Source organism: Paraburkholderia strydomiana, assembly GCF_046030495.1.
Classification (GTDB): domain Bacteria; phylum Pseudomonadota; class Gammaproteobacteria; order Burkholderiales; family Burkholderiaceae; genus Paraburkholderia; species Paraburkholderia strydomiana_A.
This window is the reverse complement of the sequence record NZ_JAQQCJ010000007.1, coordinates 105,789-132,450: the sequence shown is the minus strand read 5'-3', so window position 1 is coordinate 132,450 and position 26,662 is coordinate 105,789. Positions and strand designations below refer to the sequence as shown.

General features: G+C 65.2%; 23 protein-coding genes. 16 read left to right on the top strand and 7 right to left on the bottom strand.

The features are described 5' to 3' along the window. Positions 1 to 139: 139 nt before the first annotated feature. From lysS to PQQ53_RS11835, 4 genes are all read right to left on the bottom strand, one after another. A complete protein-coding gene (lysS, locus tag PQQ53_RS11850; RefSeq protein ID WP_408144024.1) occupies positions 140 to 1,681 on the bottom strand; it encodes a lysine--tRNA ligase in 1,542 nt (513 codons plus the stop codon). A gap of 133 nt (positions 1,682 to 1,814) precedes the next feature. Next, positions 1,815 to 2,919, bottom strand: a protein-coding gene (prfB, locus tag PQQ53_RS11845; protein WP_408156300.1) for a peptide chain release factor 2 whose coding sequence is annotated in 2 segments (ribosomal slippage) — positions 1,815 to 2,837 and positions 2,839 to 2,919 — 1,104 coding nt in all. Because the reading frame shifts where the segments join, the coding sequence is not laid out codon by codon here. Positions 2,920 to 3,231: 312 nt separating this feature from the next. Further along, on the bottom strand, positions 3,232 to 4,938 hold the full coding sequence (gene recJ / locus PQQ53_RS11840) for a single-stranded-DNA-specific exonuclease RecJ (RefSeq protein WP_408144028.1): 1,707 nt from the start codon (positions 4,936 to 4,938) through the stop codon (positions 3,232 to 3,234). A gap of 28 nt (positions 4,939 to 4,966) precedes the next feature. Continuing rightward, positions 4,967 to 6,181 carry a regulator gene (locus PQQ53_RS11835; protein ID WP_408156298.1) on the bottom strand — a complete coding sequence of 405 codons (1,215 nt, stop codon included), beginning with the start codon at positions 6,179 to 6,181 and terminating at the stop codon, positions 4,967 to 4,969. Between the two features lie 89 nt (positions 6,182 to 6,270). Here PQQ53_RS11835 and PQQ53_RS11830 point away from each other — a divergent pair, with 89 nt between their 5' ends. The 10 genes from PQQ53_RS11830 (at position 6,271) to ftsB (ending at position 18,599) form a co-directional block, all read left to right on the top strand. Continuing rightward, on the top strand, positions 6,271 to 6,576 hold the full coding sequence (locus tag PQQ53_RS11830) for a hypothetical protein (RefSeq protein ID WP_408144032.1): 306 nt from the start codon (positions 6,271 to 6,273) through the stop codon (positions 6,574 to 6,576). Between the two features lie 485 nt (positions 6,577 to 7,061). Further along, complete coding sequence (locus tag PQQ53_RS11825) at positions 7,062 to 8,315, top strand: lipoprotein-releasing ABC transporter permease subunit (protein ID WP_408144034.1); 1,254 nt, start codon at positions 7,062 to 7,064, stop codon at positions 8,313 to 8,315. Beyond that, a complete protein-coding gene (lolD, locus tag PQQ53_RS11820) occupies positions 8,308 to 9,051 on the top strand; it encodes a lipoprotein-releasing ABC transporter ATP-binding protein LolD (RefSeq protein WP_408144035.1) in 744 nt (247 codons plus the stop codon). Before PQQ53_RS11825 ends, lolD begins: the two co-directional genes overlap by 8 nt. Before the next feature lie 57 nt (positions 9,052 to 9,108). After that, positions 9,109 to 9,897 (top strand): TatD family hydrolase, encoded by a 789-nt coding sequence (locus tag PQQ53_RS11815; RefSeq protein ID WP_408144037.1) that lies wholly within the window; start codon positions 9,109 to 9,111, stop codon positions 9,895 to 9,897. A 111-nt stretch (positions 9,898 to 10,008) separates the two neighbouring features. Then, a complete protein-coding gene (locus tag PQQ53_RS11810) occupies positions 10,009 to 12,663 on the top strand; it encodes a DNA internalization-related competence protein ComEC/Rec2 (RefSeq protein ID WP_408324181.1) in 2,655 nt (884 codons plus the stop codon). Positions 12,664 to 12,843: 180 nt separating this feature from the next. Further along, complete coding sequence (locus PQQ53_RS11805; protein ID WP_408144039.1) at positions 12,844 to 13,647, top strand: alpha/beta fold hydrolase; 804 nt, start codon at positions 12,844 to 12,846, stop codon at positions 13,645 to 13,647. Between the two features lie 429 nt (positions 13,648 to 14,076). Beyond that, the gene (gene pyrG, locus PQQ53_RS11800; RefSeq protein ID WP_408144041.1) at positions 14,077 to 15,750 is read left to right on the top strand and encodes a CTP synthase; all 1,674 of its coding nucleotides are present in this window, start codon (positions 14,077 to 14,079) and stop codon (positions 15,748 to 15,750) included. Further along, complete coding sequence (gene kdsA, locus PQQ53_RS11795) at positions 15,747 to 16,601, top strand: 3-deoxy-8-phosphooctulonate synthase (RefSeq protein WP_408324180.1); 855 nt, start codon at positions 15,747 to 15,749, stop codon at positions 16,599 to 16,601. The genes pyrG and kdsA overlap by 4 nt, the downstream gene beginning before the upstream one ends. 177 nt (positions 16,602 to 16,778) lie before the next feature. Beyond that, positions 16,779 to 18,062 carry a phosphopyruvate hydratase gene (gene eno / locus PQQ53_RS11790; RefSeq protein ID WP_121317352.1) on the top strand — a complete coding sequence of 428 codons (1,284 nt, stop codon included), beginning with the start codon at positions 16,779 to 16,781 and terminating at the stop codon, positions 18,060 to 18,062. 108 nt (positions 18,063 to 18,170) lie between these two features. Beyond that, positions 18,171 to 18,599: a cell division protein FtsB gene (gene ftsB / locus PQQ53_RS11785; RefSeq protein ID WP_121317354.1), complete on the top strand. Its 429-nt coding sequence runs from the start codon at positions 18,171 to 18,173 to the stop codon at positions 18,597 to 18,599. 123 nt (positions 18,600 to 18,722) lie between these two features. Here the strand turns inward: ftsB and PQQ53_RS11780 are convergent, their stop codons facing one another. The 3 genes from PQQ53_RS11780 to PQQ53_RS11770 form a co-directional block, all read right to left on the bottom strand. Next, the gene (locus PQQ53_RS11780; RefSeq protein ID WP_408156291.1) at positions 18,723 to 19,103 is read right to left on the bottom strand and encodes a hypothetical protein; all 381 of its coding nucleotides are present in this window, start codon (positions 19,101 to 19,103) and stop codon (positions 18,723 to 18,725) included. Positions 19,104 to 19,306: 203 nt separating this feature from the next. After that, positions 19,307 to 20,257, bottom strand: a complete 951-nt coding sequence (hslO, locus tag PQQ53_RS11775; RefSeq protein WP_408144049.1) for an Hsp33 family molecular chaperone HslO — start codon at positions 20,255 to 20,257, stop codon at positions 19,307 to 19,309. 43 nt (positions 20,258 to 20,300) lie between these two features. Continuing rightward, on the bottom strand, positions 20,301 to 20,825 hold the full coding sequence (locus PQQ53_RS11770; protein WP_408324178.1) for a gamma carbonic anhydrase family protein: 525 nt from the start codon (positions 20,823 to 20,825) through the stop codon (positions 20,301 to 20,303). Positions 20,826 to 21,105: 280 nt separating this feature from the next. Between PQQ53_RS11770 and PQQ53_RS11765 the strand changes: the two genes are divergently transcribed. The 6 genes from PQQ53_RS11765 to PQQ53_RS11740 all read left to right on the top strand — a co-directional run bounded on the left by PQQ53_RS11765 (position 21,106) and on the right by PQQ53_RS11740 (position 26,651). After that, positions 21,106 to 21,999 carry a ferritin-like domain-containing protein gene (locus tag PQQ53_RS11765; protein WP_408324176.1) on the top strand — a complete coding sequence of 298 codons (894 nt, stop codon included), beginning with the start codon at positions 21,106 to 21,108 and terminating at the stop codon, positions 21,997 to 21,999. 83 nt (positions 22,000 to 22,082) lie between these two features. Further along, positions 22,083 to 22,967, top strand: coding sequence for an alpha/beta fold hydrolase (locus PQQ53_RS11760; RefSeq protein WP_408324175.1), 885 nt, complete (start codon positions 22,083 to 22,085; stop codon positions 22,965 to 22,967). A 102-nt stretch (positions 22,968 to 23,069) separates the two neighbouring features. Beyond that, positions 23,070 to 23,900 carry a 3',5'-nucleoside bisphosphate phosphatase gene (locus PQQ53_RS11755; RefSeq protein WP_408144055.1) on the top strand — a complete coding sequence of 277 codons (831 nt, stop codon included), beginning with the start codon at positions 23,070 to 23,072 and terminating at the stop codon, positions 23,898 to 23,900. 185 nt (positions 23,901 to 24,085) lie between these two features. After that, positions 24,086 to 24,721, top strand: coding sequence for an L-threonylcarbamoyladenylate synthase (locus PQQ53_RS11750; protein WP_408144057.1), 636 nt, complete (start codon positions 24,086 to 24,088; stop codon positions 24,719 to 24,721). 58 nt (positions 24,722 to 24,779) lie between these two features. After that, entirely contained in the window at positions 24,780 to 25,442 is a 663-nt protein-coding gene (locus tag PQQ53_RS11745) for a site-2 protease family protein (RefSeq protein WP_408144059.1), read from the top strand. Between the two features lie 6 nt (positions 25,443 to 25,448). Continuing rightward, positions 25,449 to 26,651 (top strand): tryptophan--tRNA ligase, encoded by a 1,203-nt coding sequence (locus PQQ53_RS11740; RefSeq protein ID WP_121317372.1) that lies wholly within the window; start codon positions 25,449 to 25,451, stop codon positions 26,649 to 26,651. Positions 26,652 to 26,662 lie beyond the last annotated feature (11 nt).

Sequence of the window (26,662 nt, the reverse complement as noted above, 5' to 3'; positions counted from 1 at the left end):
GACCTGACCGCGCTTCTTCAGGTTTTACCTATGGTTACAAACCATCGAACACGCGTATCACCCACAGCCTTGTGCGCGTCGCAAGAAAAAACGCCCGGCTTCGAGCCGGGCGTTTGCTTTGATGCGAACCGCGTAAAGATCAGTCTTCGCGGCGCAGATGCGGGAACAGAATCACGTCGCGGATGCTCGGGCTATCCGTGAGCATCATCACCAGACGATCGATGCCGATACCGCACCCGCCCGCCGGCGGCATGCCGTATTCGAGCGCGCGAATATAGTCCGCGTCGTAGAACATTGCTTCCTCGTCGCCGGCGTCCTTCTGATCGACCTGTTTCCTGAAGCGGGCCGCCTGGTCTTCCGGATCGTTCAGTTCCGAGAAGCCGTTGGCGATCTCGCGGCCCGTGATGAACAGCTCGAAACGCTCGGTGATGCCGTCGACCTTGTCCGACGCGCGCGCGAGCGGCGAGACTTCGATCGGGTAGTCGATGATGTAGGTCGGCTCCCACAATTGCGACTCGGCGGTCTCTTCGAACAGCGCCAGTTGCAGCGAGCCCACGCCCGCGTTCAGGAACTGCGGCTGTGACGCGTCGACGCCGAACTTCTTCAGCTCGGTGCGCAGGAACGCGCTGTCGGCGAGTTGCTCATTCGTGTATTGCGGCGCGTATTTCTGGATCGCCTGGGTGATCGTCAGCCGATGGAACGGCTTGGCCAGATCGAGCTCGCGGCCCTGATAGGTGATGGTCGCCGTGCCCAATGCGTCGATCGCGGCCTGGCGGATCAGCTGCTCGGTGAAATCCATCAGCCACTTGTAATCGGTGTACGCGGCGTAGAACTCGATCATCGTGAATTCCGGATTGTGGCGCACCGACACGCCCTCATTGCGGAAGTTACGGTTGATCTCGAACACGCGCTCGAAGCCGCCGACCACCAGGCGCTTCAGATACAGCTCCGGCGCGATGCGCAGGAACATCTGCATGTCGAGCGCGTTGTGATGCGTGGTGAACGGCTTGGCCGCCGCGCCGCCCGGAATCGGATGCAGCATCGGCGTTTCGACTTCCATGAAATCGGCGTCGGCCATGAACTTGCGGATCGACGAGATCGCCTTGGTGCGCGCGACGAAGGTTTTGCGCGTTTCCGGCGTGACGATCAGATCGACGTAGCGCTGGCGATACTTCATTTCCTGGTCCGACAGACCGTGGAACTTGTCCGGCAGCGGACGCAGCGACTTCGACAGCAGACGCAGTTCGGCGCAGCGCACCGACAGCTCGCCCTTGTTGGTACGGAACAGCACGCCGCGCGCCGCGACGATGTCGCCCATGTCCCACTTCTTGAACGCGTCGTACGTTTCCTGACCGATGTCGGCCGGCGTGATGAAGAACTGGATCTGACCCGAACCGTCGCGCACGGTCGCGAAGCTCGCCTTGCCCATCACGCGCTTGAGCATCATGCGGCCGGCGATCGCGACTTCGAGTGGATTCGCTTCGAGTGCTTCCTTGTCGGCGTGCTCGTACTGTTCCTGCAGATCTTCGGCGTGGTGCGTGGGACGGAAATCGTTCGGATAGGCGACGCCTTGCTCACGCAGCTCGCGCAGCTTTTCGCGGCGCTCGGCGATGATCTTGTTGTCGTCCACCTCGGGCGCGACTGTCGGCTGGGCCGCATTAGGCTGGGTCGATTCGGTCATGATGATGTGTGTTCGGTGGCCCGCATCGGCATGCACCGGAGTGCGCCGGATGCGGGAGGCCAGTCAGTGTAAAAACCTCAGGCGGTAAAAAGATGCGGCGCGGCTCTTTGCAAAGCCGCGCCGGTTGCGCGGGTTACACGCCCTGTTTCAGGCTTGCGCTGATGAACGGGTCGAGGTCGCCGTCGAGCACGCTCTTGGTATTGCTGATTTCGACGTTGGTGCGCAGATCCTTGATACGGCTGTTGTCCAGCACGTACGAGCGGATCTGATGACCCCAGCCCACATCGGTCTTGCCGGCTTCGAGCTTGTCCTGCTCTTCCTGACGCTTGCGGATTTCCGCTTCGTACAGGCGCGACTTCAGCATGGCCATCGCTTCGGCGCGGTTGCGGTGCTGCGAACGGTCGTTCTGGCATTGCACGACGATGCCCGAGGGCATGTGCGTGATACGCACCGCGGAGTCGGTCTTGTTGATGTGCTGACCGCCCGCGCCGGACGCGCGGTACGTGTCGATGCGCAGATCAGCGGGGTTGATGTCCACTTCGATCGAGTCGTCGATCTCTGGGTACACGAACACCGACGAGAACGACGTATGACGCCCGCCCGACGAATCGAACGGCGACTTGCGCACGAGGCGGTGCACGCCGGTTTCGGTGCGCAGGAAGCCGTAGGCGTATTCGCCTTCGATCTTGATCGTCGCGTTCTTGATGCCGGCGACGTCGCCGTCGGTCTGCTCCAGCACTTCGGTCTTGAAGCCCTTGCGTTCGCAGTAGCGCAGGTACTGGCGCAGCAGCATCGACGCCCAGTCGCACGCTTCGGTGCCGCCGGCGCCGGCCTGGATGTCGAGAAACGCGTTATTCGGGTCGGCCGGATTCGCGAACATCCGGCGGAATTCCATGTCGGCGACGCGCGACTCGAGCCCTTGCGCATCGGCTTCGCAGGCGAGCAGCGTTTCGTCGTCGTTTTCTTCACGCGCCATCTCGAACAGATCCTGCGCGTCGCGCAGGTCGTTGTGCAGCGAGGTGAGTTTGCCGACCGTGTCGTCGAGCAGTTTCTTTTCCCGGCCGAGGGCCTGGGCATGCTTCGAGTCGTTCCAGACGTCCGGGTCTTCGAGTTCCCGGTTGACTTCGATTAGACGCAGTGCTTTGTCGTCGTAGTCAAAGATACCCCCGTAGGTCGGCCGCGCGTGCGCGCAGGTCCGCCAGAGAGGCTTCGATCGCGTTGAGACGTTCCGCTTCCATGTCGATCTTTTATAGCTTCGTAAAAAGGGGAAATTATAGCCGATCGATGCGCCGCCCCGGCGGCTCTCGAGCGATCCGGCGCGGGTTCAGGGTTGATTTTGCGGAGATTTTCGACGTTTTTGCGGCGCCGTCGACGCGATGGCGCGCGGCGCCAGGCGTCGGCGGTTCAGTCTGCTGCTTCGGTCTGGTCGCGTCGGTTGGTCCAGTTGGTCCAGTTGGTCCGGTCGGTCACTGCGGTCGGCCACGTCACCTGGCCCGCTTTCGCGGCGTACCGCAGTGGCTTGCGCCAGTTGCCCACGTCAGCCCGCCGCCTCAGCTCGCCGCGTGCTCGACGATCAGTTGCACGCGCGACACGCCGTTCCACGTGTCGCTCGCCAGCCGGTAGGCGACGGTGGTCCGCGCCGGCAGCGTGTCGGTGTGGTTGAACCAGATCGCGTTGAAGCGCTGGCGGCCGCGCACGAGCTGCAGCTTCAGATGCTTGTCCTTCACCAGCGCCTGCGACGCGATGTCGAATTCGCCCGAAAACACCGGCGCCGGGAAGCCCTGACCCCACACGGCCGCGTCGAGCATCTCGACGAATTGCGGCGTGAAGTAGGCGTCTTCGAGTTCCCCGTCGGTTTCCACCGTGCGCGACAGTGCGTCCTCGGACAGCCACTCGCGGCCGACCGCCTCGAACGCGGCGGTGAAGCGCGGCACGTCGGCGGCGGCGAGCGTCAGGCCCGCAGCCATCGCGTGGCCGCCGAATTTGACGATCAGGTTCGGCTCGCGCTTCGAGATCAGGTCGAGCGCATCGCGCAGATGGAAGCCGGGGATCGAGCGGCCCGATCCTTTGACGGTTTGGCCGCTGTCGTCGGCGAGCGCGAAGGTGAACGAGGGCCGGTGGAATTTCTCCTTCAGCCGTCCGGCCACGATGCCGATCACGCCCTGATGCCAGCCCGGATTGAACAGCGTGATGGTGGTCGCCCCTTCCGGGTCGATGGCCGAGAGATCGTCGAGCGCCTGCTGCTGCATGCCCGCTTCGATCTCGCGGCGCTCGCGGTTCATCGTGTCGAGTTGCTGCGCGAGGTCCCATGCGCGGCCGATGTCGTCGGTGGTCAGGCATTCGATCCCGAGCGACATGTCCGACAGGCGTCCGGCCGCGTTCAGCCGCGGCCCGAGCGCGAAGCCGAGGTCGAAGCCCGACGCGCTGCGGGCGTCGCGCGCGGCCGCGCGAAAGAGGGCGGCGATGCCCGCTTGCATCTTGCCTTTGCGGATGCGCTGCAAGCCTTGCGCGACCAGCACGCGGTTATTGCCGTCGAGCTTGACCACGTCGGCGACCGTGCCGAGCGCGACCAGATCGAGCAGGCCGTCGAGGCGCGGTTCGGGAAACGCGTCGCCGAACACGCCACGGCGGCGCAATTCCGCGCGCAACGCGAGCAGCACGTAGAACATCACGCCGACGCCCGCGATGCACTTGCTCGGGAACGTACAGCCAGGCTGGTTCGGATTGACGATCGCGCGGGCGGCGGGCAGTTCGTCGCCGGGCAGGTGGTGATCGGTGACCAGCACGTCGATGCCGAGCGCGTTGGCCGCCTCGACGCCGTCGACGCTGGCGATGCCGTTATCGACCGTGATCAGCAGATCCGGTTTGCCCGACGCGCCGCGCGCGGCCAGTGCGACGATCTCGGGCGTGAGGCCATAGCCGTACTCGAAGCGGTTCGGCACCAGATACTCGATCTGGCCGCCGAACATGCGCAGGCCGCGCACCGCGACCGCGCAGGCGGTGGCGCCGTCGCAGTCGTAGTCGGCGACCACCAGCATGCGGCGCTGGTGCTGGATCGCGTCGGCGAGCAGCACGGCGGCGTCTTCGCACCCCTTCAGCGCGACGGGCGGCACGAGCCGCGCGAGACCGGTTTCGATTTCATCGGGCAGGCATACGCCGCGTGCCGCGTACAGACGCGCGAGCACCGGATGCAGACCGTGGCGGGTGAGAATTTCGGCGTCGACGGGAGACGAGGCGCGTGTGACGATTCGAGTCATTCGGAAAGGCCGTGGAGCATGCGGTAAATCATTCGATGAAGAGCGAGGCCAGCACGCGCCGCCGCCAGAATTTGCGCAAATCGCCGCGCGTGACCGTGAGCGTCACCGAGCCGGTGTCGCCGCACAAGGTCATGCCGAGTTCGGCGAGTTGGCCGGATTGCAGTGCCGCGAGCGCGGGTTCGAACCAGTCGGTTTGCACGGCGGCGAAGGCGTCGTTCCAGCGCGCCCAGTCCTGCTCGATGTAGGGCGCGGAGAACGGGTCGAGTTCGACCAGGGTGGCGCCGGTTGGACTATTGGCGCTCCTGGTCCCGCCGTTGGTTGCGCCGTTGCTGTTGCCGCCCGCTTCACGGTGCGTGGACCCGCTGGTCGCCGCGCCTGTCCCATTGGCCGTCGCGCCGGTCGATACGCCCGTCACGCCACCGGAGAGCGCCGCAAACGACGCTGGCGGCGCACCTGTCTCGACACGGGCGCTCATCGCGAGACCGCGTGTCGCCGCGGCGTCGGAAAACACCCGCGCGAACGGGCTGCGCACCGGCTGCGCCGCGCCCTGCGCGTGAAACCAGATGGAGTTGACGGCCGGCAGGCCGCGCGCCTCGCGCGCTTCGTTGACCGGGTGCTCGAACCACGCCATCTGCACTTCGTTCTGCAGCTTCATCCACGCGCGCGAGCGCTCGCCGGAATGCGCTTCGTGCGGCAGCCAGATTTCGATGTTGCGGCCGCTCGCGCGCAACGGCGAGGCGCCCGCCAGCGTGCCGAAGCCGTCGCCCGACAGATACCAGCGTGTGGGTTTCGGCGCCTCGATGCGCACGCCGAGCTCCTCGATGAGCGGCCGCGCGACGGCGAGCAGCGCGCCGGCTTCGTCGTCGGACAGGTCGAGCGAGGCGGGATCGATCAGCACCAGGTGATCGTGCGCGATGCGCACATGCACCGGCTGGACGCAGGCCCAGGTCGCGTCGCCGGGATCGCCGCCGTCGGCGCGCAGCATGTACGGGGCGAGCGGCGCTTCGTCGGCGGCCGCCGCGCCCGCTGGCAGTGCGCCGAACTGGCGGGCCACCCAGCGCTCGTGCGGCAGCGTGCGCTGAAAATCCTCGCCGACCACCCGTTCGACCAGCGTTGCGCGCGCGATCAGCCGGTCGAGGGCCGGGCTCTGAATGTCGTGAAGGGCGGTGGAGGCGTCCGCTGCGGCGGGCAGCGCGAAGGGCAGCAGAAGATGGAGACGGTTGGCGAGCATGATGCTGCGCATTGTAGGGCAAAGAGTGCGAGTATTCCGACCATCAGCTTCCCGTTCGACGCATCCGCGGCGGCGCCCGGCCCGGCGGTGGGGTACGCGCCATGTGGACGTCGCAGAGAGCCGCGCGCGGCGGCACCGCGCACATGACGATGGAGACCGGCATGACGCGTGAACTCAAAACCGAGCAGGAACTGTTAGAACTGGTCGTGAAGGCGCTCGATGCCGACCCGGTCACGGCGGGCTGGATTCCGACCGGCTTCCACGAGACCGTCGAGGACGAGGGCGGTTGCAATTGGGACATCAGTCATCTGCATCGCGACCGGAAGGATGCGGATGTGCGCGAGGTGGCGAGCACAGCCGCGGCGGGGATCATCAATGAGCTGCGCGGGCGCTATAACTTGCGGTAGCGGAGGTGGATGCCAGGCGCCGGGCGCCAGCGAGGGACGAACGGGCAAGGGGGCGCGCGAAGGGCAAAGGACGCGCCACGGAAACTCGCCCCATGAACACCCTCACGCCAAACCTGGCGTCCCCCGCCGAATGCGGCTTCTTCCGTCACCAGACCAGGCCTCGCCGGACCCCGCCGCCTTCACAGCGCGAGCCCGTTCCCTATGGCCTTTGCGCGAGCGGGCGGCATTGTATGGCAAACTTCGCGCTTGATCGGCGGTGGCATCGGGAGATGCGGCGGTGACGGCAGCGGCGGCGCAGCGTATCCACCGCGCAGCGGAACGCCGCGGCGCACGTTTTGCTACTTAGCGACACGGCGACGCCGGAACCATCCGCGCTGCCGCGACACCAACGATCACACGCTCGGGCCGCGCGGCGGGCGCTCCACGCCTTTCGCGCGCAGCGCAAAGCAGAACAACGCAGCCGAAGAACGCAGACAAGGATTCGCTTGAAATTTCCCTACGAATGGCAGATTGGCTGGCGCTACACGCGCGCCGGCAAACGCACGACCGGCAACGGCTTCATTTCGTTCATCGCGCTGGTGTCGATGTCGGGCATCGCGCTCGGGGTCGCGGCACTGATCGTCGTGCTGTCGGTGATGAACGGTTTCCAGAAAGAGGTGCGCGACCGGATGCTGTCGGTGCTCGCGCACGTCGAAATCTTTTCGCCGACCGGGTCGATGCCCAACTGGCAACTGACCGCCCAGGAAGCGCGCCAGAACAAGGAAGTGATCGGCGCGGCACCGTATGTCGAAGCGCAGGCGCTGCTCACGCGCCAGGACGCCGTGAGCGGCGTCGCGCTGCGCGGCGTCGAGCCGACGCTCGAGCCGGAAGTGTCCGACATCGGTAAGGAAATGAAAGGCGGCAAGCTGACCGATCTCGTGCCGGGCGACTTCGGCATCGTGCTCGGCGCGGACCTCGCCACCAATCTCGGCGTGCAGCTGAACGACAAGATCACGCTGGTCGCGCCCGAAGGCACCATCACGCCGGCCGGCATGCTGCCGCGCCTGAAGCAGTTCACCGTGGTGGGCATCTTCGAGTCGGGGCATTACGAGTACGACAGCACGCTCGCGCTGATCAACATCAAGGACGCGCAGGCGCTGTTCCGCCTGCCCGCGCCGACCGGCGTGCGGCTGCGGCTGACCGATATGCAGCGCGCACCGGAAGTCGCGCATCAGCTTGCGCGCACCTTGTCGGGTGATCTGTACATCCGCGACTGGACGCAGCAGAACAAGACCTGGTTCTCGGCGGTGCAGATCGAAAAACGCATGATGTTCATCATCCTCACGCTGATCATCGCGGTGGCGGCGTTCAATCTCGTTTCGTCGCTGGTGATGACTGTGACCAACAAGCAGGCCGACATCGCGATCCTGCGCACGCTCGGCGCGCAGCCCGGCTCGATCATGAAGATTTTCGTCGTGCAGGGCGTGACGATCGGCTTCATCGGCACGGCGACCGGCGTCGCGCTCGGCTGTCTGATCGCGTGGAGTATTCCATGGCTCGTGCCGATGATCGAGCACATGCTCGGCGTGCAGTTCCTGCCGCCGTCGGTGTACTTCATCAGCGAATTGCCGTCCGAGCTGATTCCGGCCGATGTCGCGCGCATCGGCATCATCGCGTTCCTGATGTCGGCGGTGGCGACGCTTTACCCGAGCTGGCGCGGTGCGAAAGTCCGTCCCGCGGAGGCGCTGCGCTATGAATGACCGTTCCGCTAATCTTTCCATGGCCACTCAGGACACCGCGCCGTATCCGTACGTGCTCGAAGCAACCGGCATTTCCAAATCGTTCGTGCAGGGCGGCCTGAATGTGCAAGTGCTCAACAACGCGCAACTGAGCGTGCGACGCGGCGAGAAGCTGGCGATCGTCGGCGCGTCGGGCTCCGGCAAGAGCACGCTGCTGCACGTGCTCGGCGGTCTCGACGACCCGAGCGCGGGCCACGTTTCCGTGATGGGCAAGCCGTTTACGCAGCTCTCCGAGCGCGAGCGCAACGACTTGCGCAATCGCGCGCTCGGGTTCGTCTATCAGTTCCACCATCTGCTGCCTGAGTTTTCCGCGCTCGACAACGTCGCGATGCCGCTGCGAATTCGCCGCATGACGACCGAAGCCGCGCGCCGCGAAGCGCTCGAGGTGCTGGAGCGGGTCGGCATGGGGCATCGCGCGAAACATCGGCCGGGCGAGCTGTCGGGTGGCGAGCGCCAGCGCGTGGCGATCGCGCGGGCGCTGGTGACTAAACCGGCCTGTGTGCTGGCCGACGAGCCGACCGGCAACCTCGACGGCGGCACTGCCGACACGGTGTTCAACCTGATGCTCGAACTGTCGCAAACGCTCGAGACGAGTTTCGTGATCGTCACGCACGATCCGGAACTGGCCGGCCGCTGCGACCGCATCATGAGGCTGCGCGACGGCGTGCTGCACGAAGAGCCGCCGGTGCCGGTCTGAGGCCCGAGCGCTTGCCGCTTGCCGCGAGCGGGCGCCGCCAGTTTCACGAGGTAGGTCATGTGGATCGATACGCACTGTCATCTCGACGCTTCTGAATTCGACGCCGACCGCGACGCGGTCGCGGCGGCGGCGCGCAGTGCGGGCGTGGCGCGCATCGTGATTCCGGCAATCGGCCGGCAGAATTTCGCGGCGGTGCGCGAGCTCGCGCACCGGATCGACGGCGGCGCGTATGCGCTCGGCATTCATCCGCTGTTCACGCCGGGCGCCGACGAGCACGATCTCGATCTGCTGCGCATGGAGATCGAGACGAGTCTCGATGATCCTCTGTTCGTCGGCATTGGCGAGATCGGGCTCGACTATTTCGTCGACGGTCTCGACGATGCGCGCCAGCAATTCTTCTACAACGGTCAACTGCAACTCGCGCGCGAATTCGACCTGCCGGTGATCTGCCACGTGCGCAAATCGCAGGATCAGGTGATCAAGGGGCTGCGGCGGCATCAGATCCATCGCGGCATCGCGCACGCCTTCAATGGCAGTTTCCAGCAGGCTCAGGCCTATATCGACCAGGGCATGCACCTCGGCTTCGGCGGCAATCTGACGTTCGAACGCGCGCGGCAAATCCGCCGGCTCGCCGAGCAATTGCCGTTCGAGGCGCTGGTCGTCGAAACCGACGCGCCGGACATCGCGCCTGCGTGGATGTACAAGCAGCGCAACTCGCCGGAACAGATTCCGGGCATCGGTGCGGGCCTCGCCGAACTGCGCGGCATGGGTGCCGACGCGACCGCCCTAGGCACAACGGCTAACGCGCTCGCCGCGCTGCCGCGACTCGCACTTTCCTCTGCATAATCGATCTCGTTGGTCTGAGTGGTTCGCGCCGGGCGAAACCCACGCCCGGCGGGCTTGCTGACGTCTGCTCGCCGCGCGTGATGTCGTCCGGCGTCGCTGGACGGAGGGCGAATGCGGGCAGGATGGTGCGGTTTTGCGTTGGGCGTGATCTGGCTGCAGCGGCAGGCGGCGTTGCCGGATTGGCGGGGATGGTGCGGGCTGGTTGTGCTTGGGATGACGGCGTGTGTCGTGGCGGCTTGGGGGGTGCGCGAGGCGCGCCTGGGTTCCGTTTTGGCGTTGGGTCAGCCGCAGGTTTCATGCTCAACTGCACACTTGCGTCGGTTGCAATTCAACCGCCGTGTGCGATCGTTCGCCGGCTGGGGCGCCGTATGGTGCGCGGCCATCTGCATGGGCTTCGGCTATGCCGCCGTGCGCGCCGAAATACGGCTGGCGACGAGCCTGCCGGCCGCGTGGGAAGGCAGGGATGTCGACGTCGTCGGCAGTATCAGGGGGCTGCCGTCACGCGACGGAAAAGGCGCGCGTTTTCTCTTCGAAGTCGAAGCCGCCGACGCGCCGATCGACGCCTTCCCGCGCGTGATTCAACTTTCCTGGATCGCCGACGATGCCCCGGCGCCGTCCCTTGCGCCGGGCGAGCGCTGGCGTCTGACCGTGCGGCTCAAACGGCCCCATGGCAACGCGAACTTCGGTGTGCGCGATGCCGAAGCGAACCTGCTCGCGCGCAACGTGCGCGCGACCGGCTATGTCAGCGCGCCGGCTCACGCTATCCGTTTGCCGGGCGAGGCGCGCGGCCCGCGCGTACTCGTGGACCGCTGGCGCGCGGCGTTGCGCTCGCGGATCGATGCGGTGCTCGGGGACGCGCCGCATCGCGGGATTGTCGTGGCGCTGGCGGTCGGCGCGCAGGACGAAGTCAGCGCCGCCGACTGGCTATTGATGCGCGGCACCGGCACGAGTCATCTGGTGGCGATTTCGGGCCTGCATATTGGCTTCGTCGCGGGGCTGGCCGGCTGGCTCGCGGGCGCGGTGTGGCGGCGCTCCGGATGGATCGGGCGGGACTGGCCGTTGCGGCTGCCGGCGCAAGTCGTTGCAGTCATCACCGGCGCGGGCTTTGCCGCGCTGCATGCGGCGCTCGCCGGCTTCAATGTGCCGGCGCAGCGCGCGCTGTGGATGGCAGGTGTCGTCGCACTGGCCTTCGTCAGTGGGCGCAATCTCGCGCGCTCGGTGGTGTTGGCGTGGGCGCTGGGGCTCGTGCTGCTGATCGATCCGTGGGCGGTGGTGTCGGCGGGATTCTGGCTGTCGTTCTGCGCGGTGGCCGCCATTCTGTTCGCGATGTCGGGACGGCCGCGCGTGAGGGTTCGACAGCGAGTTCATGAGGACAGCGAGGGCGGTGGGCCTGGCGATGGTGATGACGCTGCCGGGGCTGTAGCGGCCCACGAGAAACCCGACAAATTGGCGTCGCTGCGCGCCGCGCTGAAGCGCCGCCTGCCTGCATGCGCCGAACGCCTCCTCGGCGCCGCGCACGTACAGCTCGCGGTGACGCTCGCGCTCGCGCCGCTCACGGTCTACTGGTTCGCGCAGATTCCGCTGATCGGTCCGCTCGCCAATGCGTTTGCGATTCCATGGGTGAGTCTGCTGGTCACGCCGACGGTGCTGGCCGGCATCGTATTGCCCGCGCCGCTGGATGCCTGGGCATTCAACGCCGCGCATGCGCTGCTCGAGCTGCTGGCCGCAGGGTTGCACATGCTGTCCGGGCCGGCCTGGACGCTCTGGTGGCTGCCGCAACCGGACGCCTGGGCGTTGGCCGCGGCGGCGCTCGGTGTGTTCTGGCTTCTGGCGCCGCGCGGCTGGCCGCTGCGCTGGGCCGCGCCCCTCACGTGGTTGCCGCTGCTGCTGCCGGCGCCGCCTGGGCCACCGCCCGGCAGTTTCCGGCTGACGGCGCTCGACGTCGGGCAGGGCACATCGGTGCTGATCGAAACGGCGCACCACGCGTTGCTGTTCGATACCGGACCCGGCCCGGAATCGACCCACGCCGGCGAGCGGGTGGTCGTGCCGTTCCTGCAGGCGCACGGCGTGACGGCGCTCGACACGCTGATCATCAGTCACGCCGACTCCGATCACGCGGGCGGCGCACCGGCCGTGCTCGATGCGATCGAGGTTCGTCAGATGGTGGCCGCATTGGCGCCAGACCACGCGCTGTGGGCGGGCGCGAAGCAGCACGGCGCGGCCACGCTGCCTTGCGCGGCGGGGCAGCGCTGGCAGTGGGACGGCGTCGAGTTCGCCATGCTGTGGCCGGATGCCGGGCCGCTGCAGGGCAAGCCCAATGCGCATTGCTGCGTGCTGCGGGTCGCCACGTTGCCGGGCGCGGCGAGCCAATCCGTCACGCATGACCGGACCGCGCAGCCGCCCATCGCGGCCTTGTTGAGCGCGGACATCGAGGCGCCTGCCGAACGCGTGCTGCTCACGCGCGATCGCGGTGCATTGCGCGCTCAGGTGCTGGTCGTGCCGCATCATGGCAGCAAGACCTCGTCGACCGAGCCGTTCCTCGACTCAGTCGAGCCGTCCATCGCGTTATTTCAGGTAGGCTATCGCAACCGCTTTCATCATCCGAACGTGGGCGTGTTCGAGCGCTACAAGGCGCGCCATATCGAACTCGCGCGCAGCGATACGGACGGCGCGGTGCGCGTCGACGCGAGCCCGGCGGCGCGGGGCGCGGCACTGACGCTCGAGCGCTATCGCGATACGCAGCGCCGCTACTGGATGGATCGCTGATGGCGCGGGCCGGCGCGTTGGTCGACGTGTTGACCGATGAGTCGCCGGCGGCATACGCAGAAAGAACGCCGCGACGCCAAGGCCGGTGCACGGGAGCAACGCGCACGCATTCGCGAAACGCGCCCCGCGAAAACGTACGCGCAGGCCCACAAGCAAAAAACAGAACGGAGATAGCCGCAGTTGAAAAACATCATTCATTTCTCGCACGCGAACGGCTTCCCGGCGTCGACCTACCGGACCATCTTCGCCGAACTCGCCGACGACTATGAACTGCGCTCCATCGAGCGTATCGGCCACGACGCGCGCTTTCCTGTCACGCAGGACTGGCCGCATCTGGTCGAACAGCTGCTCGACGACATCGCCCGCTCGTACGAGCAGCCGGTGTGGCTGGTGGGCCATTCGCTCGGCGGTTATCTGTCGCTGATGGCCGCGCTGAAAAAGCCGCAGTGGGTGAGGGGCGTGGTGATGCTCGATTCGCCGGTGATCGCCGGCTGGCGCAGCAGCATGCTGCGCGTATCGCAGTGGACCGGGCTCGACGAGCGGCTCTCGCCCGCGGCCGCCACGCGCACGCGCCGCACGCACTGGGCGAGCCGCGACGAAGCGTGGCGGCACTTTCATGCGAAGCCGGCGTTCGCGCGCTGGGACGAACGCATGCTGTCCGACTACATCGACTTCGGCATTCCGCAGACTTCGCCCGACGGCGGGCGCACGCTGGCCTTCGACCGGCGTACCGAATATCAGATCTACAGGACTTTGCCGCACACGCTCGGCGCGCGGCTCGCCCGGGGTGCACCGGTGCCGGTCGGATTCATCGCGGGCACGCGCTCGAAGGAAATTCGCCAGGCCGGTCTCGATGCCACGCGCCGCGCCACTCATGGTCACCTCGAGTGGATCGAGGGCAGCCATCTTTATCCGATGGAAAAGCCGCTCGAAACCGCGCGCGCGGTGCAGCGGATGTTGCACGAGCTGGAGCGGGGCGGCTGAGGGCTGCTCTCAAGCCGCGCGTGAGTCACGAACGGGAGAGCTATCCGAACGGCTTCAGGATCGATTTTTGGGGGGGGGCAACTGCATGCGCGAGCGTGCGCAGGAAGCCGGAACCAAACGCCGACAGGCGGCCGCCGATGCGGCGACGCACGCGTCGGGCGTCGTCGTCTTTGACAGCTCGCCTCACAGCGCCTGCCGAAACAAGCCGCCGCCACCTTGACCGGATGCCCCGGCGCGCATCGCCCCGTCGACAGTCGCACGTGCGGCTCGCCTAACCGCCAGCCGCCAGCCGCCGGTCAAAAGCGGTGCATGATCGGCGCGCGGCGCTTGCCGCCGCCGCGGCATCCGCACGCGCAGATGTCGCTCGGATTTTGCTGGGTCGGGCCCTTGCTTTACGGTATAATCCGTTTTTCCCGCGAGCATCCAGCGATGACCAAATATGTTTTCGTCACCGGCGGCGTAGTATCTTCCCTCGGCAAGGGTATTGCCGCCGCTTCCCTCGCCGCGATCCTCGAATCGCGCGGTCTTAAAGTCACCCTCCTCAAGCTCGATCCGTACATCAACGTCGACCCCGGCACGATGAGTCCGTTCCAACACGGCGAAGTGTTCGTGACGGAAGATGGAGCAGAGACTGACCTCGACCTTGGCCACTATGAGCGCTTCATCAGCACGAAGATGCGCAAGGCCAACAACTTCACCACGGGCCAGATTTACGAATCGGTGATCCGCAAGGAACGCCGTGGCGATTATCTCGGCAAGACCGTGCAGGTCATCCCGCACATCACGAACGAAATCCAGGCATTCATCGAGCGCGGCGCAGCTTCTGCGACGTGCGGCGAGCCGGATGTCGCGATCGTCGAAGTGGGCGGCACCGTCGGCGACATCGAATCGCTGCCGTTCCTCGAGGCCGCGCGTCAGATGAGCCTGCGCATGGGCCGCAACAGCGCGTGCTTCGTGCACCTGACGCTGGTGCCCTGGGTCGCCACCGCCGGCGAACTCAAAACCAAGCCGACGCAACACAGCGTGCAGAAGCTGCGTGAAATCGGCATCTCGCCGCACGTGCTGCTGTGCCGCGCCGACCGCCGCATTCCCGACGACGAGCGCGCGAAGATCTCGATGTTCTCGAACGTGCCGGAAGACGCGGTCATCTCCGTGTGGGACGCGGACAGCATCTACAAGATTCCGCAGATGCTGCACGACCAGGGTCTGGACGCGATCATCTGCGAAGAGCTGAAGCTCACGCCGAAGCCTGCGGATCTGTCCATGTGGTCCGACCTCGTCGAGAAGCTCCAGCATCCGAAGCACGAAGTGACGATCGGCATGGTCGGCAAGTATGTCGATCTGACCGAGTCGTACAAGTCGCTGATCGAAGCGCTGCGCCATGCGTCGATGCATACGGCCACGCGCGTGAACATCGAATACATCGATTCTGAAGAAGTCGAGACGCAAGGCGTCGAGAGCCTCAAGCATCTCGACGCGGTGCTCGTGCCGGGCGGCTTCGGCCGTCGCGGCACCGAAGGCAAGATTGCCGCGATCCGCTATGCCCGCGAAGCGAAGGTGCCGTATCTCGGCATCTGCCTCGGCATGCAACTGGCTGTGATCGAATTCGCCCGCGACGTGGTCGGCCTGAAGAACGCGAACAGCACCGAGTTCGATCAGGAAACGGAGAACCGCGTGGTCGCGCTGATCACCGAGTGGTACGACCGCGAAGGCCGGGTCGAGAAGCGCACCGAAGAATCGGATCTGGGCGGCACGATGCGCCTCGGTTCGCAACGTTGCCCGATCAAGCCCGGCACGATGGCCGAAGAGATCTACGGCAAGGACGTGAACGAGCGTCACCGTCACCGTTATGAAGTCAATAACCGCTTCGTGCCCCAACTCGAAGCGGGTGGTCTTATCATCAGCGCGCGTACCCCGAGTGAAGATCTGCCGGAAATGATGGAATTGCCGCGCAGCATGCACCCGTGGTTCGTCGGCGTGCAGTTCCACCCGGAATTCACGTCCACGCCGCGTGACGGTCATCCGCTGTTCAAGTCGTTTGTCGAAGCAGCGCTTGCGCGTCAGCAGTCGCGTGCGGCGAGCGAAGTCGGGGAGAAAGCATGAAACTGGGCGATTTCGAAATCGGACTCGACAAGCCGTTTTTCCTGATCGCAGGCACCTGTGTCGTCGAATCCGAACAGATGACGATCGACACGGCCGGCCGCCTGAAGGAAATCTGCACGAAGCTGAACATTCCGTTCATCTACAAATCGTCGTACGACAAGGCCAATCGCAGCAGCGGCAAGTCGTTCCGCGGTTTGGGCATGGACGAAGGTTTGCGCATCCTGTCGGAAGTGAAGCGTCAGCTCGGTTTGCCGGTGCTGACCGACGTTCACGCCGAGCACGAGATCGAACAGGTGGCATCGGTGGTCGACGTGCTTCAAACGCCGGCTTTCCTGTGCCGTCAAACCGACTTCATCCACGCTTGCGCGCGTTCGGGCAAACCGGTCAACATCAAGAAGGGCCAGTTTCTCGCACCGCATGACATGAAGAATGTGATCGACAAGGCGCGTGACGCGGCGCGTGAAGCGGGTCTGTCGGAAGACCGCTTCATGGCGTGCGAACGCGGCGTGTCGTTCGGCTATAACAACCTCGTGTCGGACATGCGTTCGCTTGCGATCATGCGCGAAACCAACGCGCCGGTCGTGTTCGACGCGACCCACTCGGTGCAGTTGCCGGGCGGGCAGGGCACGAGCTCGGGCGGTCAGCGCGAATTCGTGCCGGTGCTGGCGCGTGCCGCGGTGGCGGTCGGCGTCGCCGGTCTCTTCATGGAAACGCATCCGAATCCGGCGCAGGCCAAATCGGACGGCCCCAACGCCGTGCCGCTCAACCGCATGGCCGATCTGCTCGAGACGCTGGTAACGCTCGACCAGGCCGTCAAGCGCGCGCCGTTCCTCGAAAGCGATTTCAACTGATTCAGCTGTTCGCCGCGTGTCACGATTGGCTTGCATAATGGGCGCCATCGTCGGCGCGCGGCGAATGTGCGCAATGGTCGTCGAACGTATCGGCGCGCGAGTTGTCTGTCGGGGAGACCGGCAGGTGCCAGATACAGTGTCACAGTAAAGAATTCAACGTCATTTCTTGAGGAAACCATGAGTGCTATCGTAGATATCATCGGTCGAGAGATTCTCGATTCGCGAGGCAACCCCACGGTCGAATGCGACGTGCTGCTCGAGTCGGGCACGATGGGCCGCGCCGCGGTGCCGTCGGGCGCGTCCACGGGTTCGCGTGAAGCGATCGAACTGCGCGACGGCGAAGCCGGCCGTTACGGCGGCAAGGGCGTGTTGAAAGCCGTCGAGCACATCAACACTGAAATCTCCGAAGCGATCATGGGCCTCGACGCTTCCGAGCAGGCCTTCCTCGACAAGACCCTGCTGGAACTCGACGGCACCGACAACAAGTCGCGCCTCGGCGCGAACGCGATGCTGGCCGTGTCGATGGCCGTCGCGAAGGCTGCCGCTGAAGAAGCCGGCCTGCCGCTGTACCGCTACTTCGGCGGCTCGGGCGCCATGCAACTGCCGGTGCCGATGATGAACATCGTCAACGGCGGCGCGCACGCGAACAACAGCCTGGACATCCAGGAATTCATGATCGTGCCGGTCAGCCAGCCGACCTTCCGCGAAGCACTGCGCTGCGGCGCCGAAGTGTTCCACGCGCTGAAGAAGATCCTGTCGGATCGCGGCATGAGCACGGCGGTGGGCGACGAAGGCGGCTTCGCGCCGAACTTCGGCAGCAACGACGAATGCCTGTCGACCATCCTGCAAGCCATCGAGAAAGCAGGCTACCGCGCCGGTGAAGACGTGCTGCTCGCGCTCGACTGCGCAGCCAGCGAGTTCTACCACGACGGCAAGTACCAGCTGGCCGGCGAAGGCCTGCAACTGTCGTCGACGGAATTCGCGGACTACCTGGCGAACCTCGCCGACAAGTTCCCGATCGTGTCGATCGAAGACGGCATGCACGAAAGCGACTGGGCAGGCTGGAAGACGCTGACCGAGAAGCTCGGCAAGAAGGTGCAACTGGTGGGCGACGACCTGTTCGTCACCAACACGCGCATCCTGAAGGAAGGCATCGAGAAGGGCATCGCCAACTCGATCCTGATCAAGATCAACCAGATCGGTACGCTGACGGAAACCTTCGCGGCCATCGAAATGGCCAAGCGCGCCGGCTACACGGCCGTGATCTCGCACCGTTCGGGCGAAACCGAAGATTCGACGATCGCGGACATCGCGGTCGGCCTGAATGCCGGTCAGATCAAGACGGGTTCGCTGTCGCGTTCGGACCGCATCTCGAAGTACAACCAGCTGCTGCGTATCGAGGAAGATCTCGGCGATATCGCGAGCTACCCGGGCAAGTCGGCGTTCTACAACCTGCGCTAAGCAGCCAGTTTGCCAGCGCTGACCGATGAGCCGGTTTTCCTTCGTTTCTGATTGACCTCGCCGCCCTGCGTATAGCGCAGGGCGGCGCGTATTTATTGTGCTTACTTCATGCGGCTTGTCACTGCTGTCCTGATCGTTTTGCTGGCGCTGATCCAGTACCCGCTCTGGTGGGGCCATGGCGGCTGGTTGCGCGTGCACGAGTTGCAACAGCAACTGGCGCAGCAAGTGCAGAAGAATGCCGATTCGAAACTGCGCAACGAACGTATTCAGGGCGAAGTGCAGGATTTGCAGAACGGCACCGCCGCGGTCGAAGAGCGGGCACGCTACGAAATGGGCATGGTCAAGGACGGCGAAGTGTTCGTGCAGTTCGTGTCGCCGAATGCGCCATTGCCGACGGCCAATACACCTTCGGTGACCACCTCCACGCGTGGGGAAGTCTCGGCCGCGCCGCTGCATGTGGTGCCCAATCCGGAGTCGCGTGCGAAGCCGGATCGCAAGCGTGGCGCCAAGGCGGCCAAGGACAAGACGACGCATTGAGCCTGGCTGCTTAAGGCTGACTCAGGACGAAGGATGCAAAAAAGCGCGGTTCAGAAATGAACCGCGCTTTTTTTTGGGGATTGGTGTTCAGACAGCTGACCGGCGATGAATCGCAGCTCCGGCCTACCAGCCCCAGGTCGGCCCAAAGCCGACGCCGATGCCGGTGCCCCAGCCCCGTCCCCAGCCGCCGCTCGAATAGCCGCCGAACACGCGGACGGGCGGCGAGTAGTAACGTGACCAGGCCTGCGCGGCGTTCTCGGCGGCAATCGCCTGGTCCTGCTCGAACAGCACCTGACGGTCGATCGTGTCGTAGCGTGCGAGTTCTTCGGGCGTGAGCTGCGCGGGGGCGTAGGCCGCGTCGGATTGTTCGGGGGGCAGGCGGCTCAAAATCTGCGACGGCCCCGGCGGGTTCATCGCGCAGCCGCTCAACGCCGCACTACCCGCGACGATGACCATGGCAACCAGCTTGCACGCATCACGTTTCAACGAAGCAGCGTAGTTCATGTTCGATCTCCATCGGTCGGACGCCTAAGTAAACCATGCGCAGCGTGCATCGCCAATGATTCAACGTAACGATGATCAAAGGCAACGCGCCGCCCAAGCCGTGAAAAGGACATGGGCGGCGCGTAGTCAACCGCCGTCAAACTATACGGCAGGGCAGGCGCCGCTGATGCCGCATCGCCCCTGCATCCACCGCAGCAAGCCGGTCAGTGCCGCTGGTCGGCAGCCGGCGTGACGCCTTGTGAGAGTGCGTTGGCGACGAAAAGTTGCGCCACGTCCACCGGATCGAATTCGTAGCGCTGATTGCAGAATTCGCAGTGAATCTCGACGTGGCCACGCTCTTCGATCACGCCGTCCACTTCTTCGCGACCCAGCATCTTCAGCATGCCGCCGACTTTTTCGCGCGAGCACGTGCACTCGAAACGCGCCGTCGCGGGTTCGAAATGCTGGACATTCTCTTGCCAGAACAGGCGGCGGAACACCGTTTCCGGTTCTTCCTTCAGCAACTCGTCTTGCGACAGCGTGCTGCCCAGCGTGCAGACACGCTCCCAGGTGTCCGCGTCCAGTTCGCCCGGATGCGGGACGATGCCGCCGTCGCCCGGCAGCTTCTGCAGCAGCATGCCGACCGCGCGTTCGGTGTTCGCCGCGAGCCAGAGGCGCGTGTCGAGCTGCTCCGAGTGATGCATGTAATGTTCGAGCACCTCAGCCATCGATTTGAGCGGGCCATCCACACCCGACAGCGGCACGATACTTTGATACGGCTGCTGGCCGGGGTGTTTGTCGGCCGGGTCGAGCGTGATCACGCAGCGGCCATGGCCGCTCGCGTTCAGCAGATCGACCATCGAGGTCGCGTCGTCGATCATGTCGTTCGCGTCGACGGACAGCTTGGCGGTGGCGCGCATCGACAGATCGGAGCCGCACTGGACCACGAGCATCTTGATCGGGCCGTCGCCGAAAATCTGCATGACGAGCGTGCCGTCGAACTTGAGGTTCGCCGACAGCAGCGCGCACGCGGCCATCATCTCGCCCAGAATCGTCCGCACGGGCGCCGGATAATCGCGGCGCGTCAGCACTTCCTGCCACGTATTGCGCAGCGAAACGATCTCGCCGCGCACTGGCGCCGCGCTGAACATGAATTTTTGCAACTGGTCGCTCACAACTTTTCCTTGGTGGAATGGCGCAGCTCGCACGCGCCGGCTGTTAGCCGATGCGTACGAGCTGCGCCTTGAAATATTCGCGGCGCTCGGCATAGCTTGCCGTGCCGCGCTGCATATTGGCGATATCCGTCTCGGTCAGTTCGCGCACCACCTTGGCGGGCGCGCCGAGAATCAGCGAATTGTCGGGAAACACCTTGCCTTCGGTGACGATGGCGCCCGCTCCGACCAGACAGTTGCGGCCGATCACGGCGCCATTCAAGACCACGGCCTGAATTCCGATCAGCGAGCCTTCCTTGATCGTGCAGCCGTGCAGCATGACCTGATGGCCGACCGTCACGTTCGGCTCGATCGTCAGCGGAAAGCCGGGGTCGGTGTGCAGCACCGCGTTTTCCTGCACATTGCTGCCCGCGCCGATGGTGATCGCCTCGTTGTCGCCGCGAATCGTCGCGCCGAACCAGACGCTCGCGTTTTCCTCGACCTTCACATTGCCGATGATGGTCGCCGAATCCGCGACGAACACGCTTTCATGGATGGTCGGGGCGGCTTCGCCAAGCTTGTAAATCGTCACAATGTCTCCTCTTGATCGGTCGCGGCGCACGCGTGCGGGTGTCCCTTCCCGCTGGCGCAATGAGCGCGCTGGCGAGTCGAATCGAGTATTGTAAACGTTTGTGTGGTTGGGCCGCCTGGCGCGCGCGCCAGGCGAACTCGTCGACTGTGGTTTGCATTCGCGGCCATGTTGCGCGCCGCGGGGTTCCACGAAGGGGTCGGTCCTTACCGGGCGGCATCCCGCATCTTCGCGCCTCTTCGTTTCTTCTTCATTAGCCGTTTCCTTCACCTATCCGCTTGCCATGATGTCCGCAGCTCCGAGCGTTGCACCTGTTTCGTCCGTACCGAATGCCCAAGGTCAGCCTGATTGCGCCCGCACCGCCGCGCTGGCCGCCTTGCGCGAGAGCGATCCGGTCACCAAGGCGGCTGCGGCGCGCGCCCTGTACGCCGCCGTGCTCGCGGGCAGCGCAGCGTGTTCCGCGCGCCTCGAACTCGGCGAACCTGCCGGCCTGCCGGGGCGTCCCGCACGGCCCGAGCTGGTCGATGCGCGCCAGCTGAAACGACGCAGCATGCAGTCGCCGCAAGGCCGGGCGGTGTTGCTGCATGCGCTCGCGCACATCGAATTTAACGCGATCAACCTCGCGCTCGACGCCGTCTGGCGCTTCGCCGGCATGCCCGACGCGTTCTACACCGACTGGCTCAAGGTCGCGGCCGAAGAGGCGTATCACTTCTCGCTGCTGGCCGGGCGCCTCGCGGAATACGGCCACGCGTACGGCGATTTCCCCGCCCACGACGGCCTGTGGGACATGTGCGAGCGCACCCGCGCCGACGTGCTGGCGCGCATGGCGCTGGTGCCGCGCACGCTCGAAGCCCGCGGCCTCGACGCTTCGCCGCCGATCCGCGCGCGCCTGCTGCAGGCGGGCGATCAGGCGTCCGCGGCGATTCTCGACGTGATCCTGCGCGACGAGATCGGCCACGTGCTGATCGGCAACCGCTGGTTCCGTCATTTGTGCGACGCGAGCGGGCTCGACGCGCACGAGACCTACACACGCCTCGCCGATCAGTATCACGCACCGAAATTACGTGGGCCGTTCAATTTCGAGGCGCGCCGCGACGCGGGTTTCGACGAAGCGGAACTCGCCGCGCTCGCCAATCTCGACGCCCAGCAGCCGGTTCCGCCGGCAGAGAGCGCCTGAACGCTTCTTCGACAATCGGACCCCCCGTATCGTGCGGCTATCTCTATAATCGAACGATCATTCTTTTTTTGAGCGCGCCGTTCATGAATACTTCCCGGTCTGAGTTCGTCGCCGTGCGCGGCATCCGTCTGCATGTGCGCCGTTGGGGCAATCCCGATGCGCCCATGCTGTTCATGCTGCACGGCTGGATGGACGTGGCGGCCTCGTTCCAGTTCGTCGTCGATGCATTGGGCGGCGACTGGCAGGTGCTCGCGCCGGACATGCGTGGCTTCGGCCTCTCGGACTGGCCGGTGGCCGAACGCGGCGGCGGCAGCTACTGGTTTCAGGACTATGTCGCCGATCTCGACGCGTTGCTCGACCACTATGCGCCGGACGGTGAGGTGAATCTGGTCGGTCACAGCATGGGCGCGAACATCGTCTGCCTGTATGCGGGCGTGCGGCCCGAGCGGGTGCGGCGGGTGGTCGATCTGGAGGGCTTCGGGCTCGCGCCGTCGCACTCGGCGCAAGCACCCAAACGGCTGCGCAACTGGCTCGACGAGTTGCGCGATCCGCCGCAACTGAAGCGTTATGCATCGCTCGACGACGTCGCCGCCCGCCTGATCAAGACCAATCCGCGCCTCGAGCCGCAGCGCGCGGGGTTTCTCGCGCAGCACTGGTCGAAGCCCGATGGCGAAGGGCGTCACATGCTGCTCGCCGATCCGGCGCACAAGCTGCGCGGCCCGACGCTGTACCGTCTCGACGAGGTGATGGCCGTGTGGCGCAAGGTCAGTGCGAAAGTGTTGCACGTGGAGGTCGCCAACTCGCCGACGCTCGCGCAGATCGCCGGCGAGATTCCGCTCGACGAGTTCAAGGCGCGTTTCCAGGCGTTTCCGAACTGGCGCGAGAAGATCATCGACGAGGCGGGGCACATGGTGCATCACGACCAGCCGGAGCAAGTGGCGGCCTTGATCGAGGGGTTCTGTTCCTGAAATCGTCACGTAGTGGGAAGGATCGCGCCGGCGGCGCGAGATAGCTCTGCGTCCACTTACTGCGTTGCAGTAAAATGGCTGGAGAACCTTTCGAAGACCACGATGAACGCTGATCTGCACTGTCACTCCACCGTTTCCGACGGCCAGTTCGCGCCGGCCGACGTTGCGCGCCGCGCGCACGCGGGCGGCGTGACGCTGTGGGCGCTCACCGATCACGACGAACTCGGCGGCCAGCATGAAGCGCGTGCCACTGCCGAGGCGCTCGGCATGGGCTACGTGAGTGGCGTTGAAATTTCGGTGACGTGGGCCTCGCGCACCGTGCACATCGTCGGGCTGGGCGTCGATCCGACCAGTTCGATCCTGATCGATGGCCTCGCGCGCACCCGCGACGGCCGCGCCGCGCGCGCCGAAGCGATCGGCGAGCAACTGGCCACGCTCGGCATTCCGGACGCGTATCGGGGCGCGCTCCAGTACGTGTCGAACCCGGACATGATTTCGCGCACGCATTTCGCGCGTTTCATGGTCGAACACGGCTATTGCACCTCCACGCAGGACGTGTTCAACCGCTATCTCGGCGACGGCAAACCGGGCTATGTGGCGCACCGCTGGTCGAAACTGGCCGACGCGGTTAGCTGGATCCGGGCGGCAGGCGGCGAGGCGATCATTGCGCATCCGGGCCGCTACGCGTACACACCGGTCGAATTCGACGCGTTTTTCGCCGAGTTCATCGATCTCGGCGGCAAGGCGATCGAAGTGGTGACCGGCAGCCACACGCCCGATCAATACCGCGAATACGCGGACGTCGCGCGCCGTTTCGGCTTCGAGGCGTCGCGCGGGTCCGACTTCCACGCACCCGGCGAAGGCCGCATCGACCTCGGCACGCTGCCGCAATTGCCCTCCGATCTCAAGCCCGTCTGGGAACGCTGGCTGTGATCGTGCGCCGTGCCTTGGGGCACGTCACGCGCGGGAGCCGGCCGGGCGTCGCCCATACCCGCATCCGAACCGCCGGGCGCCAGTCATCCGCATGCCAGCCGTCCGTGATTCAATCGCTGTTCACGATCCGGCCGCGGCTCGTTTGAAGTTCACTTGACGTTCATCGATAGCCACCGTTAGTCACCATGTCCCAATACTTTCGGCTTCATCCTGACAACCCGCAGCCGCGCCTCGTCAAGCAGGCCGTGCAGATCATCAGGGACGGCGGCGTGGTCGCATTGCCGACGGACTCGAGCTATGCGCTCGCGTGCCAGCTCGACGACAAGGACGCGGCGGAGCGCCTGAGGCGCATTCGCGGCCTCGACGAGAAGCAGCTGCTGTCACTGCTGGTGCGCGACCTGTCGGAACTGGCGAACTTCGCGATGGTGGACAACCGGCAGTACCGCCTGATCAAGTCGGTGACGCCCGGTCCCTATGTGTTCGTGTTGCAGGCGACCAAAGAAGTGCCGCGGCGCCTGTCGCACCCGTCGCGCAAGACCATCGGTCTGCGCGTGCCGGACCACGCGATCACGCTCGCGATTCTCGAGGAACTCGGCCAGCCGCTGCTCGGCTCGACGCTGATCATGCCGGGCGAAACCGAGCCGTTGAACGACCCCGAAGAAATCCGCGAGCGGCTGGAAAAGCAGGTGGATCTGGTGATCGACGGCGGCGCCTGTGTGTGCGAGCCGTCCACTGTCATCGATCTGACCGGCACGCAGCCGCTGCTGGTGCGGGCAGGGCGCGGCTCTCTCGCACCTTTCGGCCTCGAAGAGACGGCTTGAAAGCGGCATGAATGAAAGCGGACAGACGCACGCAATCGCGTTGTTACAATAGCGAGTTATGGATTCTTCCCTGATACAGACCATTGCGGTGTACGCGCTGCCGGTTGTTTTCGCGATTACGTTGCACGAAGCCGCACACGGCTACGTCGCGCGCTGGCTCGGCGACAATACCGCCTACGTGCTCGGCCGCGTGTCGATCAATCCGATGCGGCACATCGATCCGCTCGGCACGATCGCGATTCCCTTATTGCTGTATTTCGCCACCAGCGGCGCCTTCGTGTTCGGTTACGCGAAGCCGGTGCCGGTCGCTTTCGGCAACCTGCGCAATCCCCGCTGGGGCAGCCTGTGGGTCGCGGCGGCGGGCCCGGGTTCCAATTTCATCCAGGCGCTGATCTGGGGCCTGTTCGGCGTCGCGCTGGCGGTGTTCAATGTCGATGAACCGTTCTTCACGCGCATGGCGGGCGCGGGCGTCGGCGTGAACCTCGTGCTCGGCGTGCTGAACCTCTTTCCGTTGCCGCCGCTCGACGGCGGCCGCGTGCTGATGGCGCTGTTGCCGCCACGGCAATCGATCGCGCTGTCGCGGCTCGAGCCCTATGGCTTTTTCATCGTGATGGCGCTGGTCATGACCGGCACGTTGACGCGTTATTGGCTGAATCCGCTTGTCACGTTCGGCTACAGTGCGATTACCGCAATCCTGACTCCTCTTGTTTCGCTTTTCTAAATAACCATGTTCCCAGACCGTATCTTCTCCGGCATGCGGCCCACCGGGTCGCTGCACCTCGGCCACTATCACGGCGTGCTGAAAAACTGGGTGCGGCTGCAGTCCGAATACCCGTGCTTCTTCTGCGTGGTCGACTGGCATGCGCTGACAACGCACTACGAAACGCCCGAAGTGATCGAAAAGAACGTCTGGGACGTGCTGATCGACTGGCTCGCGTCCGGCATCGATCCGGCGCAGGCGACGCTGTTCATCCAGAGCAAGGTGCCCGAGCACGCGGAGCTGGCGCTGCTGCTAGGCATGAGCACGCCGCTCGGCTGGCTCGAACGCGTGCCGACCTACAAGGAGCAGCAGGAGAAGCTGAAGGACAAGGATCTGTCCACCTACGGCTTCCTCGGCTATCCGGTGCTGATGGCGGCGGACATTCTGCTGTACCGCGGCTCGCTCGTGCCGGTCGGTGAAGACCAGGTGCCGCACGTCGAAATGACGCGTGAAATCGCGCGCCGTTTCAACTACCTGTACGGCCGCGAGCCGGGCTTCGAACAGAAGGCCAACGAAGCCGCGAAGAAGCTCGGCGGCAAGCGCTCCAAGCTCTATCACGAGCTGCGCAACGCATACCAGCAGGAAGGCGACGACGAGGCGCTCGAACAGGCGCGCGCGATGTTGCAGGAATCGCAGAGCCTGTCGATGAGCGACCGCGAGCGTTTGTTCGGCTACCTTGAAGGGTCGCGCAAGATCATCCTGGTCGAGCCCCAGGCGATGCTGACCGAAGCATCGCGCATGCCGGGTCTGGACGGCCAGAAGATGTCGAAGTCGTACGGCAACACGATCGGCCTGCGTGAAGACGCGGAAACGATCACGAAGAAAGTCCGCACCATGCCGACCGATCCGGCTCGCGTGCGCCGCACCGATCCGGGCGATCCGGACAAGTGCCCGGTCTGGCAACTGCACCAGGTCTACACGGACGAAGCCACCCACGAGTGGGTGCAGAAGGGTTGCCGCACGGCGGGCATCGGCTGTCTCGATTGCAAGCAGCCGGTGATCGAAGGCATTCTGCGCGAACAGCAGCCGATGCTCGAACGCGCGCAGAAGTACATGGACGACCCGTCGCTGTTGCGCGCGATCGTCGCCGACGGTTGCGACAAGGCCCGCAAGTACGCCACGGAAACGATGCGCGACGTGCGCGAGGCCATGGGCCTGTCGTACAACTGAGCCGGCGGATC

Bases quoted from the DNA above. Each gene is read 5' to 3' on its own strand.
- PQQ53_RS11815 (WP_408144037.1), top strand. From the start codon at position 9,109: ATGTGGATCGATACGCACTGTCATCTCGACGCTTCTGAATTCGACGCC.
- eno (WP_121317352.1), top strand. From the start codon at position 16,779: ATGAGTGCTATCGTAGATATCATCGGTCGAGAGATTCTCGATTCGCGA.
- PQQ53_RS11740 (WP_121317372.1), top strand. From the start codon at position 25,449: ATGTTCCCAGACCGTATCTTCTCCGGCATGCGGCCCACCGGGTCGCTG.
- kdsA (WP_408324180.1), top strand. From the start codon at position 15,747: ATGAAACTGGGCGATTTCGAAATCGGACTCGACAAGCCGTTTTTCCTG.
- PQQ53_RS11780 (WP_408156291.1), bottom strand. From the start codon at position 19,103: ATGAACTACGCTGCTTCGTTGAAACGTGATGCGTGCAAGCTGGTTGCC.
- PQQ53_RS11835 (WP_408156298.1), bottom strand. From the start codon at position 6,181: ATGCGCAGCATCATGCTCGCCAACCGTCTCCATCTTCTGCTGCCCTTC.
- ftsB (WP_121317354.1), top strand. From the start codon at position 18,171: ATGCGGCTTGTCACTGCTGTCCTGATCGTTTTGCTGGCGCTGATCCAG.
- recJ (WP_408144028.1), bottom strand. From the start codon at position 4,938: ATGACTCGAATCGTCACACGCGCCTCGTCTCCCGTCGACGCCGAAATT.
- PQQ53_RS11755 (WP_408144055.1), top strand. From the start codon at position 23,070: ATGAACGCTGATCTGCACTGTCACTCCACCGTTTCCGACGGCCAGTTC.
- lysS (WP_408144024.1), bottom strand. From the start codon at position 1,681: ATGACCGAATCGACCCAGCCTAATGCGGCCCAGCCGACAGTCGCGCCC.
- PQQ53_RS11830 (WP_408144032.1), top strand. From the start codon at position 6,271: ATGTGGACGTCGCAGAGAGCCGCGCGCGGCGGCACCGCGCACATGACG.
- PQQ53_RS11750 (WP_408144057.1), top strand. From the start codon at position 24,086: ATGTCCCAATACTTTCGGCTTCATCCTGACAACCCGCAGCCGCGCCTC.
- PQQ53_RS11765 (WP_408324176.1), top strand. From the start codon at position 21,106: ATGATGTCCGCAGCTCCGAGCGTTGCACCTGTTTCGTCCGTACCGAAT.
- PQQ53_RS11745 (WP_408144059.1), top strand. From the start codon at position 24,780: ATGGATTCTTCCCTGATACAGACCATTGCGGTGTACGCGCTGCCGGTT.
- pyrG (WP_408144041.1), top strand. From the start codon at position 14,077: ATGACCAAATATGTTTTCGTCACCGGCGGCGTAGTATCTTCCCTCGGC.
- PQQ53_RS11760 (WP_408324175.1), top strand. From the start codon at position 22,083: ATGAATACTTCCCGGTCTGAGTTCGTCGCCGTGCGCGGCATCCGTCTG.
- PQQ53_RS11810 (WP_408324181.1), top strand. From the start codon at position 10,009: ATGCGGGCAGGATGGTGCGGTTTTGCGTTGGGCGTGATCTGGCTGCAG.
- lolD (WP_408144035.1), top strand. From the start codon at position 8,308: ATGAATGACCGTTCCGCTAATCTTTCCATGGCCACTCAGGACACCGCG.